The following is an 18,053-nucleotide window of genomic DNA, read 5'->3' as shown; positions in this document are numbered from 1 at the left end:
TCCTCCGGCCGGCTTCCAGGGCATGGGCGTTCCCCGGAGCCCGACCTGCGGCTTCACGGAACTACGGTCAGAGCCTTTTCACGGATCCTCATCAGCGAGCGTGGCACTTGCCGAGGCCGTCTCTTCGTAGCACCTCGCACAACCCCGCTCGCCCCCGTGAAGGGAGGCGAGCGGGGTTGTTGGACGCCTCCGCTACCGGGCTTCCAGCTCGGTCAGCAGGGCCTTGTACTCGTCCGGGTGCTGCTCCCGCAGGATGTCCATCCATACCCGGGCCCCTTGGACGAACGTCTCGGGCGTCATCTTCTGGTGGAGATGATGTACGCAGTAGAAGGCGTCGTCGTAGGGGAGTCGCTTCGGCTGCTTGGGCTGCGCTGCTTCTGTGTTCACCGTCCCGGGTCCCCCTCCGCCGGTGCGCGGTTCCGGGACGGGCTCGGGGGCCTGCTCGCGCCCGGCGGACGGCGCGGCCGCGCCGGGCCGGGGCGGGGGAGTCGGCGGAGCGGCCGGTCCGGCGGGCGCCTCCGGGATTATCACGCCGTGATAATCGGCGGGGCCCGCTGAACGCTCGACACGTTCCACGCGCTCGACGCGCTCGACGGCCTCCTGCGGCCGGGCCTCCGCCTTCCTCCGGGCCGCTTCCGCCCGTTCGTCCGCCTTGGCCTTCTGCTCCTCGGGGGACAGCTTGCCGAGGTTACGGACGTGCTCCACCTTCCGCGCCCCGGTCACCAGGTCCTTCTGGAGCTCGGGGGTGAGCTTCAGCAGGGACAGCTTGCTGGAGATGGTGTTCTGCGGGATGCCCAGCCGCTTGGCCGCCTTGGTCTGGGAGCCGTAGTAGTCGACCAGGGTCTTGAGGGCGTGGGCCTCCTCGAGGTCCGTCATGTCGTCGCGGTGGTAGTTCGCGACGAACGCGGCCTCGAGGAGGGACTCGTCGGTGGCCACCCGTCCGTTGTCGACGCGGACCGGGATGGTGGCCATGCCGACGCGGCGAGCGGCCTCGAGGCGGCGGTGGCCGTCGACGACGATGTACTGCGCCCCGTCGTCGAGGTCGTCGGCGCGGTCCGGCCGGTTGCGCAGGTAGGCGTCGACCGTGGCGACGGCGATGGGGATGATGATGCCGAGCTCGCGGACGGTCTGCACCGTCTCGTCGAGGCTGCGCAGGTGGTTGCGCGGGTTGTCGGGGTTGTCGCTGATGAGGGTGACCGGCAGCTCGGTGATGGCCGCCGTGGTCGCCTCCTCGCCGGCGATGGTCTTGTCGATGAGGTTGCGCCGGGAGGACCGGGCGCCGCGGGCCGCGCCGAACGCGGGTGCCGATCCCAGGGTGTCCGCCTTGCTCAACGGGTGGCTCCCCTCGCTACCTGGCGCATGGCTTCGGCCTGGTCACTGTGGGGCGCGTAGGTCAGCAGCGGCATCCGCTTGCGGACCGCCTCGCGCTGTTCCTTCAGGTCGCCGATGACGGCGAGGACCTTCGGGTCGCCGAGCGACTTCCAGTTGTCCAGGGACGAGGTGGCGACGTAACCGCGGCGGGAGTCGTACAGGTTGACGACCAGGCCGAGGTAGTCGATCTCGAGGGAGAGGTCCTCGCAGAGGTCCTCGATCTGCTGGGCGAGCATGCCGTAGGCGGTGGCGGAGGAGTCCTCGGCGAGCACGGGGATGATGACCCCGGAGACGCCGGCGGCTTCGCCGCGGCGCCGGCGCCCGTAGTAGAGGGCGGCGTCCATGGCGATGCCGAGGCTGGGCGGGCAGTCGACGATGATGACGTCGTAGTCGGCTTCCAGGGGGCGCAGGGCCAGTTCGAGGGCCGCTTCCTTCTGGAAGCCGCGCTTCTGCGTCGCCACGACAGCGATCTTCGCGTCGAGGAGGAACCCGTCGAAGCAGGCGGGCAGGACGTGCAGGCGCTTCTCGAACCGCGGATCGTCTATCTCCACGACGAGGTCGCGCAGGTCCCCGCTGCCCTCACCGCACATGTGGGAGACCAGGCTGTCGTGGTTGGGTTCGATCTGGGGGACGCCGAGCTGTTCGCTGAGGTGCCCCTGCGGGTCGAAGTCGACGACGAGGACGCGCTTGCCCGCCTCGGCGTAGGCCTGGCCGATGCCGGCGGAGATGGCGGTCTTGCCGACCCCGCCCTTCTGGTTGCCGACGATCTTCCGCTCGGGATCGGTCCCGCGGGCACCGTGCCGGGGGGAGGGGTTCGCGTCGAGCCAGTCGCGGATCGACTGGGCGAGGCCCTGGGTGTAGGAGACGCCGCGGTCGGTGCAGGTCTCCTTGAACTGCTCGTACAGCCCTGGCGGAAGCCACGTGGAGAACGACTTCGCACCGGCGGTGTCCACTTCGGCGCCACCGCTCGTGCTGCCGCGCCAGTCGTTGATGGCCGCCTCGACGGCGTCCTGGATGTCCAGGCTGAGCTCGGCGGCGCGGACCTTGAGTGCTTGTTGGAGCGCCGAGGGCAGCTTGGACGCTACCTTTTCCCGGTCTCCGTCGGGGTAAGGGGAAGCCATGACGTCAGCATACTGACTCCTGAAGAGGTGACGACACCCGCTTTGCAGGTCCTGACGCGGTTTCACCCGATGGGCGCCCCGGCTGGATTATCACGCCGTGATAGTTGCCGTCCGGCGTGGCCGTCCCGTCTCCGCGGTGTGTGGGCGGTCCCGCCGTTCTGTGGCCTGCTCGGCTCCGTCCCGGTCACGGGTGGGCGGGTTCCTCCGTGAGCGGGGGGTCTTCGGGGCGCCTGTGGCCGGTCCGGTTCGAGTCCGTACTGCTCCGTACTGCTCGGGCGCCGGTTCCCGGCGTTCCGCGGTCAGGGCAACCGGTGCGGCTGGTAAGGCTGGTACGGGTCGGCGACGTGCGCCGGACATGGGGCCACGAATCGTGGCCGGAGCGCGACCCCTTGGTGCCGTTCGGCTTCGATCCGCCGGTGACGGGCACGACTTCGCAGCCGTTCCGGCTGTCGTGGGACGGGCCGGAGGACGCGGCGTGATGCGCTGTGACGGCGGCGGTCTGACGAGCGGTGGGCCGGGACGTCCAACGGGCGGGCACGCCGGATGTGGTGCTGACGGCGAACGTGCGGTGGCTGGTCGGCTGACGGCCCTACCCGCGATGGATCGTTGCTGTGTGTTGAGGGGCCGGGTCTAGGGCCCGTCTTCAAAGAGATCTTGCCCAGAGCAGGCACGAGGCCGGGCAGACCGCTGCTTCATGACTGGTGGCGGTCTTGTCGTACCGGGTAGCAATGCCACGGAAGCCTTTGAGCAGGTGGAAGCACCGCTCGACGGTATTGCGGCGCCGATAGATCTCTTGGTCGAAGCTCGGCGGGTGACCGCCGACGCTGCCACGGCGTAGGCGGTCGCCCTTCTGGTCGGAGCGTTCGGGGATGGTGTGGGCGATCCCGCGTCGGCGCAGGTAGGCCCGGGAGCTGTAGGCCCTGTCCGCGATCAGGTGGTCGGGGCGGCAGCGGGGGCGGCCGTGCCGATTCGCGGCACGCGGATACGTTCCAGTAAGGGGTGGGCGCACGGGCTGTCGTTGTGCTGGCCCGGGCTGAGCAGCACGGCCAGGGGCGACCACGGCCGTCGCAGACCGGGTGAATTTTGGTGGTCAGTCCTCCGCGGGACCGACCGAGGGCGTGATCGTCCTGTTCTTTCTGCCCTGGCTGAGCGGCAGTTCGGCCCATGATCCAATGGGGCGGCCCAGGCAAGGTCTGGGCGCGCGGAGGGGGGGAGATCGCCATGGATGTTATTGCGGGGGCTGTGGGCTCGCAGATTCTCAGTGCAGTGGTGGCCGCCGTGCTCACCGGGATCGGCACCCTGGTGCGCTGGCTCGTGGTCAAGCGGCTGCCCGCACGTCGTACGTGGCGCTATCTGAACGCAAGCGAACTCTCCATCGTTCTGGACACCTCCTACGTCGACACCGGCCGTTACCAGCGACCTGTAGCCGGTCTGGGACAGGTCCGGGCGCTGTCCGTGCTCGTTCCCTCTCTCACCCACGCCTATCGGGACCTCGATTTGGAGAAGGTCCGCCTGTCGGCACACTTGCCGGGCAGCGAGATGGAGCACGACCTGCTCATCTTGGGCGGACCGAAGAACAACGAGGCAGCCCGCCGAATCCTGGAGGTCATGACGGAGGCGTTGCCGTTCCGGCTGGGAGGAGGAGCGATCACCTGGGAGGGGACTGCCTACACCGGAGACGCTGCAGACGGAGAAGTCGTACGTGATTGCGGCTATATCGTCCGAGCTGCGAACCCCCTAAACCCGGACAGGCGCGTCGTGCTCATCGGCGGCTGGTCAACCTATGGCACCGTGGCCGCAGCCCGCTGGCTGGCCGAGAACGGCGCCAGTCGTTCCCTGGCCGCTGATGTCGCCGTGCTTGTAGAGGCCTCGGTTCTTCGAGATGGTCACGTGTCCGCACCTCGCGTCCTGCGCCAGGCAAACCTCAGCAGGTGAACCACACCATCGTCTGAAGACGGGCCCTAGGCTCGTGGCGGGACACGGTCACCGACGAGGGGGGTTCCGGGGCATGAGCGGAAGAGTGACGGCGGTCAGCAGCAACGGGGAGTACTCGTTCACCAAGCCGAACCGGGACAGCGTCAGACTGCTCGCCGGGCTCGGTGTGGAGGGGGACGTGCACGCCGGTGTGACGGTCAAACACCGCTCGCGCGTCGCGCAGGACCCCACCCAGCCGAACCTGCGCCAGGTTCACCTCATCCACGAAGAGCTCTTCGACGAGGTCGGCGAAGAAGGGTTCAGGGTGGCGCCCGGCGAACTCGGCGAGAACGTCACCACGCGCGGCATCGATCTGCTCGGTCTGCCGGTCGGCGCGCTGCTGCGCATCGGCGACTCCGCGGTCCTGGAGGTCACCGGCCTCCGCAACCCCTGCCTGCAGATCGACAACTTCCAGGACGGGCTGCTGAAGCAGGTCGTCGGCCGTGACGAGACGGGGAACGTCGTGCGCAAAGCCGGAATCATGAGCGTCGTGAGGGAAGGCGGTGTGGTGCGCCCCGGCGACACCGTCGAGGTGGAACTTCCCAGCGGACCGCACCGGCCCCTGGACCGGGTCTGACCGGCTTGCCGGGCAGGCCGTGACATCGACGACGGCCGCGCGGGTCCTCGGGGCGTGCGGATCGAGCAGGCCCGCACGGCCACGGCTCGTCCCGTCCTCCGCGCGGAGTTCGGAGAAGCCTTCCCCCGCCCGCCTGGCACCCCGTACGGCTCCGTCCCCCGCAGGAAGCGTTCGGCGGCCGGGGCGGCGCCCCGCCGTCCACGAGCCGGAGCAGGAAGACGCTGTGGCCTACGGGCGCACTCTGCCGTCACCATGATCCGCCGGGCCGGCCTCGGCCACCGATGTCAGTGGCATCGGCGAGGATCTCGGACATGACGTCGACCGCTGCCGACTACGTGTGGTTCGAGGAGCGCTTTCCCGAGCTCGCAGAGGCGTACTGCTTCACCCTGGTGCACCGCCTGCCGCCGTCAGAGGTCCTCCGCCGTCTCCGGGGGCGCGAGGAGTCCCCGCGGACCGGGGCGGAGCAGGTGGTGGAGGCGGCCTTCGGCCTCTCGGACTCCGACGACACCCGGCAGCTGATCGCCATGACGACCATCGGGGACTGGACGCTGCTGGTCGAGCCCAACGGCTATCTCGGCGTCACCGAGGAGAAGGCCCTGCCGGCATCCGCCGGCACCCGTTGGGTCTCGCACTTCGTCAACATCAACGGCGTCGACTCGTTCCTCTGGGCCGAGGACACGACGAACCGCCTGGCCTTCGAGCCCGGGTTCCCCGACAGCCGACGAGGAACGACCCCCGACGAACTCCTGCCGGCCATGCACGACATCGGCTTCCCGTTCTGGGAGGGGACCTCCGACACGGCGGAGGACCTGTCCGCACCGGCGGCGTTCGCTCTGGCCGAGCATCTGACCGGCGTCCGCATCACACCGGAACTGCTCCGAGGAACCACGTTCGCCTGCGGCAGCGCAGAGATCAGGTGACCCGGTCGCGGCCTGGATCGCCCGCGCCCTGAACGGCTCCGGGAACGGCTCCGGCCACCGCGCGGACTTCACGCCCGAGAGCACGCCGGACACCGAGCGCTTCCTGACCGAGCACAGCGTCCACGGGACCGCGGTGGCCGGCGGCCTCCTCGCAACCGACCCGGGGCCGCGCCTGTCCGCCCTCGGTGCCTACGTCGGTGAGACAGCCCGGCACGGTCTCGGCGGAACCCGGGAAGCCGACGGGGAGGACCCGCACGACGAGGTGGACATCGCTCTCCGCCTGCCCGCGTCCCGGCCCCACCGGCTCGTCGACGATCGTGGTCGCGACGCGGCTGACCGGCACACGTCCAGGACGAGGCTGCCCGTACTCGCCCGGGACGGGACACCTGAGGGGCGCCCCGGCTGGATTATCACGCCGTGATAATCGCCGTCCGGCGCGGCAGCGCCCACGGGAACGGGCTCCAGCGACCTTCTGGGGCGGGGATCCAGGGTCCTGCTCCGAACAGGTCCTGCCCGGAGCAGGAACGACGCGAGAGGGACCGCCGCCTCGTACGGGATGGCGGTCCCGCCGTATCCGGTCGCGATGCCGCGGAAGCCCGTGAGCCGGTTGAAGCAGCGTCCGACGATGCCGTGCCGGAGGGTGCGCACCAGGTGATCGGGGCCGGTGAAGGCGGCGTCGGCATGGCTGTTGCCTGATCGGCAGGCCCGTGGACGCCGTGAGGGCCGCCACCCGCGGTGCGGGTGGCGGCCCCCGGCCGTGCTCCGTCGAACCGCTCAGACCACCACGACGACTACGACGACGTCGTTGTTGTTGTTGAAGCCGTCGTGGAAGTGGCAGTTGTGGCCCTGCAAGCCGTAGGGACCACACGAGTCACGGCTGACCAGGGCGGGAGAACTGGCCGGGGCGGCTGCCGAGGCCGTACTTGCTGCGCCGATCGTGGCACCACCGGCCATCAGAACCCCGACGGCGGAGACCGCGAAGAAGCGCCTCACACGTTGTGCATTCATGATCTGACTTCCTTCCATCCCTCGCGCATCGCCGATGCTCGAGACGATGGCCGCGTCCGCTGCGGCAAACCTGCGGCGCGGTCGTGGGTGTCACCGCTTGGGTAGGTGGACAGTGCCTCGCCGATCGGCGGGGGTGCCCGAAGAGCGGCTCTCACCCATAAAGGCTAGGCGCCCTTCGCCGATGCCGCTCCTCAAGGACCGCGAGCGGAGCCCGGCCGGGGCGCTCCGGCCGAGGACCGCTTCGGCACCTTCCGGCCCGGGACGGCCGGCATCGCCCTCCACCGGCCCCCTGGGGTCCGTCTTCGAGGATCGCTGGACGGCGGCTCGTGGCGGGGTGGCACGCCGTCACGAACCCACCCACCAGAAGGGGGAGTTGCCCGCTCCGCCGATACCGCGGGCGGCCCCTGGCCGGCCGCGGGTGGAGGGCCGCAGGGTGATCAACGGGATGGTCCACACCTTCCGCGACCTCCGCGATCACCTCCGCGAACGCGGCACCGCACACACCGTCCCGGAGAAGGCCGACCGGCGGCGCCACCGGCTGGACCGGGGCCTGCCGCCGCCGCGGCATCGTCGGACGCCGCTTCAACCGGCTCACGGGCTTCCGCGGCATCGCGACCGGATACGGCGGGACCGCCACCCCGTACGAGGCGGTGGTCCCTCTCGCCGCTCGTCCGCGAGGCGTGGAGGCGTGGAGGCGAACTGCCTGCCGCGCGCTCATGAGCTGTGAGATGGTCGGGTGCTGGGTGAGGCACCAGCGTTCCGGTGCGTTTCCGGAACAGTCGACCAACAGGCGAGGGGCACCGCGGAACATGACTGAGGTCCTGCTCTACCACCACGTCCAGGGCTTGACCGACGGGGTCCGGGCGTTCGCCGACGACCTGCGGCAGGCCGGCCACACCGTGCACACTCCGGATCTGTTCGAGGGCCGCACCTTCGGCAGCCTCGAGGAGGGCATGGGGTTCGTGCGGGAGGCCGGGTTCGACACCCTCAGGGAACGTGGCGCGGCGGCGGCCGAGGACCTCGGCCCGGAACTGGTGTACGCCGGCCTCTCGTTCGGCGTGACGATCGCCCAGAAGCTCGCGCAGACGCGGCCCGGCGCACGTGGAGCACTGCTGATGCACTCCTGCATCCCCGTCAGCGAGTACGGGGAGTCCTGGCCCGACGGTGTGCCGGTGCAGATCCACGGCAAGGAGGGCGACGAGTTCTTCGACGAGGACCTGCCCGCGGCGCGCGAGCTGGTCAAGTCCGCACCGGCTGCGGAGCTGTTCGTCTACCCCGGTGAACAGCACCTGTTCACCGACGCCTCTCTCGAGGCCTTCGACGCGGAGGCGTCCGAGCTGCTGCTGGAGCGCGTGCGGACGTTCCTCGCCTCGGTCTGATTCCCCGCCGCGAACCGGGGGCCGGTCCCGTGCCGACCCCGTGCGAACCGCACCACACAGCGGGACGCCGTCCCGTCCCGCCGGTCCACGTCCGTCAGGAGTACGGGACCGGGGACCGGGATCCGGCCACCGGCGTTCGTGGAGCCGGGCACACGCGCCGTCGCGGCACCCTGCTGACCCCCGGAGAAGGCCGACGGCTGCTGCTGCGGCCTCTCCACGGGCCCGGTGCCGCACCGCTCTCCTGTGCGGAGCCGACGGCGGAGGGGAAGGGCACGCCTCCGTTCGGGCCGCGGACGGCCGGCCGACCTGTCCGGCTGCCGGCCGTCCGCGGCCCGTGGCCGTGCGACAGCCTCGGGAGCTTCACGGAGGACGGGGGCCGGATTATCACGGCGTGATAATCACTGCCGCCGCATCACCTTCCAGGGAGCCGCGGACGAAGCGAGGTGGTCGACTCCGCGCACGTCCCGGGCCGTCCGGCACGGTCTGACTCGTCCCGCAGCAGGCAGACGGGGGTGCTGGTCGCCCGGCCCGGAGGCACCGACACGGCGCCGACGTCGAGGTCCTCTGTGGTGCCTGCACACGTCAGGCGGTAGGCTGTCCGCCGAAACCTGGACACATCGAGGCCCCCGCTCCGGCGGGGGCCTCGATGGTTGTGCCGGTCGTGTCACGAACGGGACGGCCGCCGCCGCGACCGGCCACGGGCCGTCGAGAGGCTCAGCACCTCCGCGGTCCCCTCCCGAGCCGCCTTGGCCGGCTTCGAGGTGCCGGACGGGCTCCTGCGGCCCAGGCGCTTCTCCTTCTTCTCCCGCTCGGCCTGGGCGACGGCTGCGTCGTAACGCTCCTGGTAGTCGTCGACGTCGAGACGGTCCTCGGGATCGAGTGTCCCGATGGCCTCCAGGTGCTCGGTGACGCTGCGCGCGCCGCTGATCATCGGGTTGAGGAAGTAGATGCCTTTGGCCTGGCGGAACACCAGCTTGGCGAGGATCAGGGCCTGCAGGCCCCGTCCCGCCATGGAGCGGTGCACGTCCAGGGCTTCGGCCAGTTCCTCCTCGGTGACCAGGCAGCGTCCTCCCGGCTCCTGGGTCCCCAGGAGCCGGAAGAGCACCCGGTAGGCGATCCCCGGCATCGCGGGCATGTAGGCGAAGCCGTTGAAGGTGCCGTATGTCAGCTCCGGCGGCTCCGGGTTCGCAGACGCTGCAGTCCTCATCCTCACGCCTCCGGCTTCTTCTCCGTGCGCTTACGCTTGCGCGCCCTCGTCGACGGCTTGGGTAGTTTCGCACCCGGAAGGGCCATGCCTCTGAACTCTTCCGGGACGTTGGGGTCGAGCACCAGCTCATTGAGCAGGCTCAGTTGCTCCACCTGGACCTTGACGCTCTTGGCGGCCGACCCGCGAACGGGCTTCTGGACCACTCGGTAGCCCCCGCGGAGGGTCACCGCGGGCTGGAGCTGGATCGACCCCTTCTTCGGGGAGTAGGCCAGCCCCAGTCTCTTCAGCTTGGTCTGGGCCCGTGACACCTGGGCGGGGTCCATGTCCAGCTCGGCCGCGATCTCGGTCTGCTTGAGCTCGACGGCCCCTCCGACCTCCTGGCTTCCCATCATGTAGAGCAGCACGCACAGGGTGACGTTGTCGTCCCTGAAGTACCTGGCGGCCCAGCGCAGGAACTCCAGGCTGTCCTGGGCGAAGTACTTGCCGACGAAGTCGCCGGCGGTGACCGGGGGCTTGACCTCCGCCGTGTGGCCGACGGGCAGCTCGACGAGGTTCTTCCTCGGACCGAGCGTTCCGGCGTACGGGCTGCTGGGACTCGGCGCACGAGGTGGGGATGAGCCGGGGGCCCTGCGGGGATCCCCTTGAGGCTGTGCCGACATGACGCTGCGTGCTCCTCAAGATCGAAACCTAGACGCGGAGCACAGTAGTGATTGCGCATATAGATAGCAACGACGCGACCTATCTGCGCGTTGGGCGCGTCGAACATGACTTCGGAGTCATGTTCGCGGGGGTTCCGACACCCGTCGCGAGATTGCGCACATAGGTCGCAATGAATACGGGTCACCTTGACGCCGGACTCAACTTCCGCAGGCCAAAAATGACTTGGGAGTCATGTTCCGAGACGTCATGCCCCCCTCTGACCTGCGACGATGCGATCGCCTCTATTCTCTATAAGTGCGGGTCCGTCTCTGGACGACGTCCTTGAGCTGATGCCGGGTGTCATCTGTCCGGCGTGGTCGACAAGGCTCGTCGACTCCCGTCGCACCAGGATCTCGGTCTGCCGGTGCAGTTGCTTTGACCCGGACCCGTGCCACTCTCCTGCCCGTCGGACCGGCACCACCGAAAGCCCGCCACGACGATGCCCGCAGTCGACGGAGCAGGCGCGCGTGTGCCGCAGCAACCCCGTCCCGGTCCCAGCCACGCCTTCTGCCCCGCAGGCCCCCACGGACCCGCAGGCCGCCCGCGGCGGGTCACCACCGAGGCGGGGCACCGCAAGCCCGCCAGGGCTGAGGAGCCACCGACCCACCGCGCTGCGAGGGCACCCCCTTCGGCTGCCGGGCCGCGGAGTTCGTCCGCCGCATCCTCACCGACCCGCACCACCCGTTCACGACGGCCCGCCACCTCGGCACCCACTGGTCCACGAACTACCGGGAAGGCGACTGACCGAACCCCGCCACCAGCAGCACCACTGTCCTGGCACCGGCGAGGATGCGCGCGGTGCGCGGCTGCCGTGGCGGGGCGGAAAAGGCGTGCTGCGACGTCGCTCCGTTGCTACGCTCGCATGCGTGATCACGCTTTCGCCTCAGCACCGGATGATGCCCCGTCGACGGGGCTGCTGAGAACGGACGCGTACCGCATCCGAGGCCCCGGGACGGGGCCTCGACCGTTGTGCGACCAGGCCTCGCCACCCGGTAGGAGGACCGATGACCGCACGACGCCGCTACATCACCACGACCATTCCGTACGTCAACGCCCGCCCGCACCTGGGCTTCGCCCTGGAGCTCGTCCAGGCCGACACGTTGGCCCGCCACCACCGCCGACGGGGTGAGCAGGTCCGGCTGCTCGGCGGAACCGACGACAACTCCCTGAAGAACGTCCTGGCCGCCGAAGCGGCCGGCGTCGACGTGCGGTCGTTCGTCGACCGCAACGCCGACGCGTTCGCCGCGTTGCGTGGCCCACTGGCACTCTCGCTCGACGACTTCATCCGCACCAGCAGCGACCCACGTCACCGCGTCGGGGTCGAGCGACTGTGGCGCCGGTGCGCGGCGTCCGGCGACCTCTACCGCAAGGAGTACGAAGGCCTGTACTGCGTCGGCTGCGAGCAGTTCTACACACCCGACGAACTGGTCGGCGGACGGTGCCGCGAGCACGGCACCGAACCACAGCCCGTCGCGGAGGAGAACTGGTTCTTCCGGCTCTCCCGCCACGCCGACCGCCTCCGGCAACTGATCTCGAGCGGCGACCTGCGCATCGAGCCCGCCGTCCGCCGCAACGAGGTCCTCGCCCTCATCGAACGGGGCCTGCACGACTTCTCCGTCTCCCGCTCCCACAGCCGCGCCCACGGCTGGGGCATCCCCGTGCCGGACGATCCGAGCCAGGTCGTCTACGTGTGGTGGGACGCCCTCGGCAACTACGTCACCAGCCTCGGATACGGCACCGGTGACAACACCTACGACCAGTGGTGGGAGACCAGCGAGCGCCGCGTCCACCTGGTCGGCAAGGGAGTGGTGCGCTTCCACGCCGTGTACTGGCCGGCCATGCTGCTGTCGGCCGGGCTCCCGCTGCCCACCGACGTCCTGGTCCACGACTACCTCACCGTGGACGGCCGCAAGATCAGCAAGTCCGCGGGAACCACCGTCGACCCGGCTGCGCTGGCCGCAACGTACGGCACCGATGCGTTGCGCTGGTGGCTCCTGCGCGACGTGCCCCGGGTCGGGGACACGGACTTCACGCCCGACCGGCTGACCACGCGCGCGGACGCGGACTTCGCCGGAGGGCTGGGCAACCTCGTCCACCGCATCGTGACCATGGTCCACCGCTTTCGCGGCGGAGTCGTCCCCGCCTCCGTGCCTGTGAGTTCCGGGGAACCGGCGCTGGTGGACGTCTGCCGGGAGGCCCCTGGCCTCGTCGACGTCGCCTTGGCCGACTTCGACTTCCGGCGTGCCGTCCACGCTGTCTGGGAGATCGTGGAGGAGGCCAATCGATGTATCGACGCGACCCGGCCCTGGGAGCTGGCTCGGGAAGAGCGGAGGGGCAACGGTGCAGCGGCGAGGCAGCTCGACACCGTCCTCGTCACGCTGGTCACGGCGTGCCGCGTGCTGGCCGATGAACTGTCCCCGTTCATCCCGGACGCCGCCGCGCGGATCGCCGGACAGCTGACACCGGTCGGGGGGCTACTGCCCCCGGCGCAGCCACTGTTCCCACGCCTCCACGAGGACGCACAGCCGGCCTGACCCCTGGTGCTCCGTGAACCCGGGCGCCTCCTCCCGATCATCGTGCAGCCTCGGCGGGAGGCGCCCGGGGCGCCGAGGGCTCTCCCGTAACGGTGGCGAGCCGGTTCCTGGGCCGGTGGCCGGGGCCGTGGAGCCGGGACACCGTCCTCGCGGCGGCCCCACGGGTCCGTCGAGGGGGCGGGGGCGTTTCGACGCCTCGGTGAGCGGTGTGCGGCGCGATCCGCCGGTGGCGCAGCCGGTTGCGCGGGCGGTCGAGGTCACGGCCCTTGTCCGCGTGCGGTCCGGCCGGGCTGCGGTGCCCGGTCCGTCAGCCCCGTGACGCTCCGCCTCACGCATCAAACGCGTTGCGTACGCGATCCGTGCGCCGCAAGGACGTGATCCGTACGGTTCGTGGAATAGGTTGTCGAGCGGGAGGTATTCGATGTCCGAGCTGTTCGACGCGGTCGACGCCCTCGTCGCGTCCCGCTCTCCGCTGCCGCCGCCGGAGGAGCGCAGGAGGCTGCGCACCGCGCACGGCCTGACGCTGGAGGAAGTGGCCGCCGCGCTGAAGGTGCGCCGGGCCACGGTGTCCGGCTGGGAGTCGGTCAGGAAGCCGACCGAGCCGCGCGGCCCGGAGCGCGAGGCGTACGCGCGGCTGCTCAACCGGCTCGCGGAGCTCTACCCCGCGCCCGCCCGCACAGCCCCGCCCGTCCGGGAGGCGGCGGTGCCGACCCCGTCCAACGCCGCGCCCGCCCCGACGGAGGCGCGGACTCCGTCCGCGGTCCCGGCCCCCGAGCCCGAGCCCGAGGCCGTGACCGTTCCCGAGGACACCCGGCCCCGCCCTGCTGCCGACTCCGCCGCCCCGGCTGCCGCGTCGCGTCCGGCGCGGACCGCCGGGCCCTCGTCGTCGACGTCGACGTCGACGACGACGCGTCGTCCGGCCGTGCGGAAGGCCGCCCCCGCGGACACGCCGGCGGACGGCACCGACCCGCGGTTCGAGAACGGGCCGCTCGCCGTCGTCGACGTCGACACGGACGGGCAGGTGCTGGCGTACTGCGTCGGCGGCCTGGTCCTGGACGTCCCCGCCAAGTCCCTTCCGTCCCTGGTGGAGTGGACGCTGAGGGAAGCGAAACTGGGGCAGCCGAAGCTGTCCGGGCCGGGCAAGGACGCCGACCCGCTGATCGTGCTCACCGGGGCCGCGCTGGAGCGCTACGGCCTGCCGGTCACCCTCACCGACGAGGAGCGGCTCGCCGGGCGGATCCCGGAGAACCACAAGGTCGTCAAGCAGCTGGCCCGCGCCGACTGGAAGCTGACCCAGCGCGGCTTCGGGCCGTGGGCGCGGATCTACCGCCCGGCGCAGGGCTCGGAACGCCGCTGCGTGCAGCTGTGCGTCCCGTCCTGGGACGCGCTCGACTCCCGGCACTGGGGCGACGCCGCCCAGCTTCCGCCGGCGGAGCTCGCCCGTGTGCTGGGTGTGTACGCGTCCCGGGTGATGACGCCGCGCGGTTCCACCGCCGTCACCGGCCTGGAGCTGATGACCGCCCTGTGCCCGCCGACCCGCGCGTCCCGGTCCGGCGCGACGGGCGAGCGGCACTCCGAGCACAACCCCGGCTCGCTGGGCAAGGACCCGGTGGACTGCGCCCCGTGCGAGGCCCCCGACGGGCACCCGCTGCTCAAGGACCTTCCGCGCTTCCACGTCCGGGGGCCCGCGGAGAAGCTGTTCGAGGAGGCGTACGACTGGGCGCGGCCGATGACGGACGCCGAATGCACCCTGCGGCACCTGGTCGGCATCGACGTGAACATGGCCTTCGCCGCCGGCGCCAACGGCCTGGTCGTCGGCCTCGGAGCGCCGACGCGCGTCAAGGCCCCGGTGTTCGACCCGAAGCTGCCCGGCTCCTGGCTGGTCGACCTGTCCCACGTCGACCTGTCGAGGGTGAAGGTCGGCAAGGACAGGTGGGCGGACCTGGACGCCGGTCTGCTGCCCAGCCCGTTCACGCCGAAGGGCGACCGTCCCGAGGGCCCGGCCTGGTACGCCACGCCCACCGTCGCCTACGCGGTGGAGCTCGGCTACGAGGTGCGCCCGCTCGAGGCGTACGTCCGGTACGAGAACGGCCGCTACCTGGACGGCTGGTACAACCGGCTGCGCGACGCCTACCTGGCCACGATGGCCGACCTCGGCGTGCGCGCGGACATGGCCCCGGAGGACTTCCTGGCGGCCATGGACGGCCACAAGGAGCGCGACCCCGAGCTGGCGATCGTCGTCTCGGCGATCAAGGCGACGGTCAAGGGCGGACTGGGCAAGCTGCGCGAGCGCCCGAGGGGCGAGGGCTGGCGGCCCGGCCAGCCGTGGCGGGCGCTGTCCCGCCCGACGTGGCGGCCCGACATCCGCGCGGCGATCATCTCCCGCACCCGGATCAACCTGCACCGGAAGGTCGTCAGGCACGCGGCGTTCACCGGGCAGTACCCGGTCGCGATCCTCTCCGACTGCGTCGTCTACGCCGCCGACGGGACGTCGCCGCTGGACTTCCTGCCGTACCGGGACGGCAGGCCGCTGCCCGGCGGGTTCAAGCTGGGCGTCAACCCGGGCCTGGTCAAGCACGAGGGCACCCAGAGCGTCCTGTGGGGCGAGGAGGTCCGCGAGCGGTTCGACGCGCCGGAGCTCAACCTCGCCCGCTACATCAAGGACGGCACCGTCACCGACGTCGACAGCGGAGAGTAGGGGAAGGCGACGATGAGCCTGTTCGGGGACGGCCTGGACGCCGCGGTGCAGAAGGCGTTCACCCGCCCGGCGCCCAAGAGCGCGCCCGCGCAGATGCGGTACCTGGTCAAGCAGTTGAAGGGCACCAAGGCGGTCGCCCAGCTGCTGGGGATCTCCCAGCGCACCGTCGAGCGGTACGTGAAGGGCCAGATCAAGAAGCCCCGCCCCGACCTCGCCGGGCGCCTGGAGCGCGAGGTGAAGAAGCGGTGGCAGCCGCAGGTCCGGGCCAGGGCCCGGCGGAAGGCGGCGACCACCGGCGGCATCGTCATCGACACCCGCGCCCGCATGGGCTACACCGCGCCGATCGGGTCGACGGACGACGCCCGGATCCGGCACCTGACCGTCGCCCTGCCGCCGCGGTACGCCGCCCGCCTCTTCGACGCCCGGGAGGCCGGCGCCGGCGACCAGCAGCTCCAGCAGATCGCCGCCGAGGGGCTCAGGGAGACGTACTTCCAGGACGACGGCCGCCGCGCCGGCCTGCTGGAGGAGGTCCGCTTCACGGACATCGAGCACCTGGAGTTCGAGCTTTAGGGGCGGTCCCCGGACAGCCTGCGGGCCCGCACCGGTGGGCCGGGGCAGGACCGTTGTCCTCCGGGGCCCATCGTTCGGACCCTGCTGCACAAGGTGCTGGCTGGAGTGCCGGTCGTGGTGCACACGGTGGCGCGGAGGACGTCCGCGACGGCTCACTGGAGCAGTTCGATGTGCGGATGGTCCGGGGACGTCGGGCAGACGTGGAGTTGGAGGTCGTAGCCGCCGACGATGTCGATCAGGGTGAAGTTGCCGTCCCGGGCGCCCAGGGGAGGCGGGGACGGGTCCGTCCGGTCCTCCTCGGCGACCCAGGTCCCGCTGCCGCCGTCCCATTCCAGGGAGGCGATGGTGAGGAGCGGGACCTGCTCGGTGCCGCACTCGGGGCAGGGGCGGGGCTTGGGATCGGTGAGGCTCCAGCGGGTCCAGCCGCCGGTCTTCCAGCCGGGGGCGGTGGAGAGGTGGTTCAGGTAGAGCTCGCCCGGGTCGTCCGCGTACGCGTTGTACCGCGCGGGGTCGATCGTCTCCCAGCGGCTCGTGTCGTCCAGCTGGTCCTGAAGTTCCCTGTCCAGCTCCGAGGGGTGGGGGTACTCGGTGACCTGCTCCGGTGAGAACAGGCACGGCTCCGGGAGGTAGCAGTCCCGCTGGACGATGGGCGGTTCGGGCGGCGCATCGAGAACTTCGGTGACGGTGGCCGAGGAGCGCCAGAAGAGGGCTGTCCGAGGGTGGGCCGTCTCGTGGTCGAAGGGGCACCAGAGGACCTGGAGGAGGTCCGCGTCGGGCGGGCGCGGGAAGGAGACGTCGCGAGCGTAGAGCTGGGCGACGGGGAGGAGCGGGATCGGGCCGTCGCACCACGGGCGGTCCGCGAGCCGCTCCCAGGTCGCCCGTTCCTCGGGAGTCCACTGGGGTGCCTCGGGGTCGAGGCGCCGCCGCTCGGCCGCTGCGGCGCGGTCGTGACGGAGGAGCCGGACGTCGTCCGGGGAGTGGACCACCGGGGCCGCGCGGCTGTCGTGCGGCTCGTCGCAGTACGGCCACGGCTCGTCGGCGGGCCACAGGAGCGGTCCGCCGACGGAGCTGTCGTGCACGGTCGGCGCCCCGGGCCGCGGGTGCAGCCGGGTCGCCGTGCGCGCCAGCGGAGCCAGCTGGGGGAAGAGCTCGGTCACGTCGAACGGCCGCGGCGGGGTGGTGAATGTGGCGTTCATGGCGGGGATGCTGCCAGCAGCGTCTGACAAGGGGCGTACCGAACCACGGCAGTTGCCGGATCGGTGCCGCGAGCGAAGTGGGCGAGGTCATCCGTCAGCCGGCGGAACAGCCAGGCGTGGTGGCCGCAGGACGGGCCTTGACGGCCTCCGCGATCTGCTGGGCGGCCTGGGCGGGTGTGAGGTGCGTGGTGTCGACGACCTCGGCCTCGGCGTGCAGCCACGTGCGGGCCGCCTCGGCGTAGGGCTCGAGGTACTGGAGACGGAACGGGGAGTCGGGGCCGAGGACGGTGTCGCCCGCGATGCGCGCACGGAGGGTGTCCTGGTCGGCGTGGAGGACGAAGTGCCGGACCGGAACGGCGTGCTGGGCAAGGCCCGAGCTGATCTCGCGCCAGTACTGCTCGACCAGGACCGTCATGGGCATCACCAGAGTGCCGCCGGTGTACTCGAGGACGCGCCGGGCGGTCTCGACCACGAGGGGCCGCCACGGCGGCCAGTGCTGGAAGTTGTCCGTCGCGGGCAGCCCTGGCTTGATGTCCATCAGTGTCTCGCCGACTTTCTCGGCGTCGAACACCCGCGAATCGGGAATCATCTGCTGCACGAGCGCACCGGTCGTCGTCTTGCCCGCACCGTGGGTGCCGTTGAGCCATACGATCATGGGCCGACGCTAACGTCATGCAGGCCACGGGGGGACGGCTTCCGGTGACAGCAGGGCTGCTGAACGAGGTCGTGTGACAGGCCGGATGCCTCGACTGTGACGGCCAGGACGCTTCGGGCGACCCCTCTCGCAGCTCACCCGACT

General features: G+C 71.0%; 15 protein-coding genes and 1 pseudogene. 7 read left to right on the top strand and 9 right to left on the bottom strand.

What is annotated here, in order from left to right:
- Window positions 1–192 precede the first annotated feature (192 nt).
- The 3 genes and pseudogenes from FHS37_RS34975 to FHS37_RS34965 form a co-directional block, all read right to left on the bottom strand.
- Window positions 193–1,332, bottom strand: coding sequence for a ParB/RepB/Spo0J family partition protein (locus tag FHS37_RS34975; protein ID WP_184828741.1), 1,140 nt, complete (start codon window positions 1,330–1,332; stop codon window positions 193–195).
- Complete coding sequence (locus FHS37_RS34970) at window positions 1,329–2,492, bottom strand: ParA family protein (RefSeq protein ID WP_184828739.1); 1,164 nt, start codon at window positions 2,490–2,492, stop codon at window positions 1,329–1,331. Before FHS37_RS34970 ends, FHS37_RS34975 begins: the two co-directional genes overlap by 4 nt.
- A 643-nt stretch (window positions 2,493–3,135) precedes the next feature.
- A pseudogene (locus tag FHS37_RS34965) lies at window positions 3,136–3,610 on the bottom strand (IS5 family transposase); the annotation flags it as partial.
- Window positions 3,611–3,713: 103 nt separating this feature from the next.
- Here FHS37_RS34965 and FHS37_RS34960 point away from each other — a divergent pair.
- The 3 genes from FHS37_RS34960 (at window position 3,714) to FHS37_RS34950 (ending at window position 5,963) form a co-directional block, all read left to right on the top strand.
- Window positions 3,714–4,427: a hypothetical protein gene (locus tag FHS37_RS34960; RefSeq protein ID WP_221500687.1), complete on the top strand. Its 714-nt coding sequence runs from the start codon at window positions 3,714–3,716 to the stop codon at window positions 4,425–4,427.
- Window positions 4,428–4,500: 73 nt separating this feature from the next.
- Window positions 4,501–5,043: an MOSC domain-containing protein gene (locus FHS37_RS34955; RefSeq protein WP_184828733.1), complete on the top strand. Its 543-nt coding sequence runs from the start codon at window positions 4,501–4,503 to the stop codon at window positions 5,041–5,043.
- A gap of 311 nt (window positions 5,044–5,354) precedes the next feature.
- Window positions 5,355–5,963 carry a DUF6461 domain-containing protein gene (locus FHS37_RS34950; RefSeq protein WP_184828731.1) on the top strand — a complete coding sequence of 203 codons (609 nt, stop codon included), beginning with the start codon at window positions 5,355–5,357 and terminating at the stop codon, window positions 5,961–5,963.
- Here FHS37_RS34950 and FHS37_RS34945 read toward each other — a convergent pair.
- Entirely contained in the window at window positions 5,956–6,306 is a 351-nt protein-coding gene (locus tag FHS37_RS34945) for a hypothetical protein (protein WP_184828729.1), read from the bottom strand. The genes FHS37_RS34950 and FHS37_RS34945 overlap by 8 nt on opposite strands.
- Before the next feature lie 431 nt (window positions 6,307–6,737).
- A complete protein-coding gene (locus FHS37_RS34940) occupies window positions 6,738–6,971 on the bottom strand; it encodes a hypothetical protein (protein ID WP_184828727.1) in 234 nt (77 codons plus the stop codon).
- Window positions 6,972–7,780: 809 nt separating this feature from the next.
- Between FHS37_RS34940 and FHS37_RS34935 the strand changes: the two genes are divergently transcribed.
- The gene (locus FHS37_RS34935; RefSeq protein ID WP_184828725.1) at window positions 7,781–8,350 is read left to right on the top strand and encodes a dienelactone hydrolase family protein; all 570 of its coding nucleotides are present in this window, start codon (window positions 7,781–7,783) and stop codon (window positions 8,348–8,350) included.
- A 664-nt stretch (window positions 8,351–9,014) separates the two neighbouring features.
- Here the strand turns inward: FHS37_RS34935 and FHS37_RS34930 are convergent.
- Window positions 9,015–9,557 carry a hypothetical protein gene (locus tag FHS37_RS34930; protein WP_184828723.1) on the bottom strand — a complete coding sequence of 181 codons (543 nt, stop codon included), beginning with the start codon at window positions 9,555–9,557 and terminating at the stop codon, window positions 9,015–9,017.
- 2 nt (window positions 9,558–9,559) lie between these two features.
- Window positions 9,560–10,216 (bottom strand): hypothetical protein, encoded by a 657-nt coding sequence (locus FHS37_RS34925; protein ID WP_184828721.1) that lies wholly within the window; start codon window positions 10,214–10,216, stop codon window positions 9,560–9,562.
- Window positions 10,217–11,260: 1,044 nt separating this feature from the next.
- Between FHS37_RS34925 and metG the strand changes: the two genes are divergently transcribed.
- From metG to tpg, 3 genes are all read left to right on the top strand, one after another.
- The gene (gene metG, locus FHS37_RS34920; RefSeq protein ID WP_184828719.1) at window positions 11,261–12,790 is read left to right on the top strand and encodes a methionine--tRNA ligase; all 1,530 of its coding nucleotides are present in this window, start codon (window positions 11,261–11,263) and stop codon (window positions 12,788–12,790) included.
- 421 nt (window positions 12,791–13,211) lie between these two features.
- Entirely contained in the window at window positions 13,212–15,488 is a 2,277-nt protein-coding gene (tap, locus tag FHS37_RS34915; RefSeq protein ID WP_184828717.1) for a telomere-associated protein Tap, read from the top strand.
- A 12-nt stretch (window positions 15,489–15,500) separates the two neighbouring features.
- A complete protein-coding gene (tpg, locus tag FHS37_RS34910) occupies window positions 15,501–16,058 on the top strand; it encodes a telomere-protecting terminal protein Tpg (protein WP_184828715.1) in 558 nt (185 codons plus the stop codon).
- A 152-nt stretch (window positions 16,059–16,210) separates the two neighbouring features.
- On the opposite strand, the gene FHS37_RS34905 is transcribed toward tpg, so the two are convergent.
- Together FHS37_RS34905 and FHS37_RS34900 are read right to left on the bottom strand one after the other, a co-directional pair.
- Window positions 16,211–17,254, bottom strand: coding sequence for a hypothetical protein (locus tag FHS37_RS34905; protein ID WP_184828713.1), 1,044 nt, complete (start codon window positions 17,252–17,254; stop codon window positions 16,211–16,213).
- 94 nt (window positions 17,255–17,348) lie between these two features.
- Window positions 17,349–17,909, bottom strand: coding sequence for an AAA family ATPase (locus FHS37_RS34900; protein WP_184828711.1), 561 nt, complete (start codon window positions 17,907–17,909; stop codon window positions 17,349–17,351).
- Window positions 17,910–18,053: the final 144 nt, after the last annotated feature.

Source organism: Streptomyces griseomycini, assembly GCF_014203535.1.
In the GTDB taxonomy this organism is placed as follows: Bacteria; Actinomycetota; Actinomycetes; order Streptomycetales; family Streptomycetaceae; genus Streptomyces; species Streptomyces griseomycini.
This window is presented reverse-complemented; position numbering and strand designations above follow the sequence as displayed.

Coding starts and splice junctions, on each gene's coding strand:
- FHS37_RS34970 (WP_184828739.1), bottom strand. CDS start 2,492: ATGGCTTCCCCTTACCCCGACGGAGACCGGGAAAAGGTAGCGTCCAAG.
- FHS37_RS34960 (WP_221500687.1), top strand. CDS start 3,714: ATGGATGTTATTGCGGGGGCTGTGGGCTCGCAGATTCTCAGTGCAGTG.
- FHS37_RS34955 (WP_184828733.1), top strand. CDS start 4,501: ATGAGCGGAAGAGTGACGGCGGTCAGCAGCAACGGGGAGTACTCGTTC.
- FHS37_RS34950 (WP_184828731.1), top strand. CDS start 5,355: ATGACGTCGACCGCTGCCGACTACGTGTGGTTCGAGGAGCGCTTTCCC.
- FHS37_RS34940 (WP_184828727.1), bottom strand. CDS start 6,971: ATGAATGCACAACGTGTGAGGCGCTTCTTCGCGGTCTCCGCCGTCGGG.
- FHS37_RS34935 (WP_184828725.1), top strand. CDS start 7,781: ATGACTGAGGTCCTGCTCTACCACCACGTCCAGGGCTTGACCGACGGG.
- FHS37_RS34930 (WP_184828723.1), bottom strand. CDS start 9,557: ATGAGGACTGCAGCGTCTGCGAACCCGGAGCCGCCGGAGCTGACATAC.
- FHS37_RS34925 (WP_184828721.1), bottom strand. CDS start 10,216: ATGTCGGCACAGCCTCAAGGGGATCCCCGCAGGGCCCCCGGCTCATCC.
- metG (WP_184828719.1), top strand. CDS start 11,261: ATGACCGCACGACGCCGCTACATCACCACGACCATTCCGTACGTCAAC.
- tap (WP_184828717.1), top strand. CDS start 13,212: ATGTCCGAGCTGTTCGACGCGGTCGACGCCCTCGTCGCGTCCCGCTCT.
- tpg (WP_184828715.1), top strand. CDS start 15,501: ATGAGCCTGTTCGGGGACGGCCTGGACGCCGCGGTGCAGAAGGCGTTC.
- FHS37_RS34905 (WP_184828713.1), bottom strand. CDS start 17,254: ATGAACGCCACATTCACCACCCCGCCGCGGCCGTTCGACGTGACCGAG.
- FHS37_RS34900 (WP_184828711.1), bottom strand. CDS start 17,909: ATGATCGTATGGCTCAACGGCACCCACGGTGCGGGCAAGACGACGACC.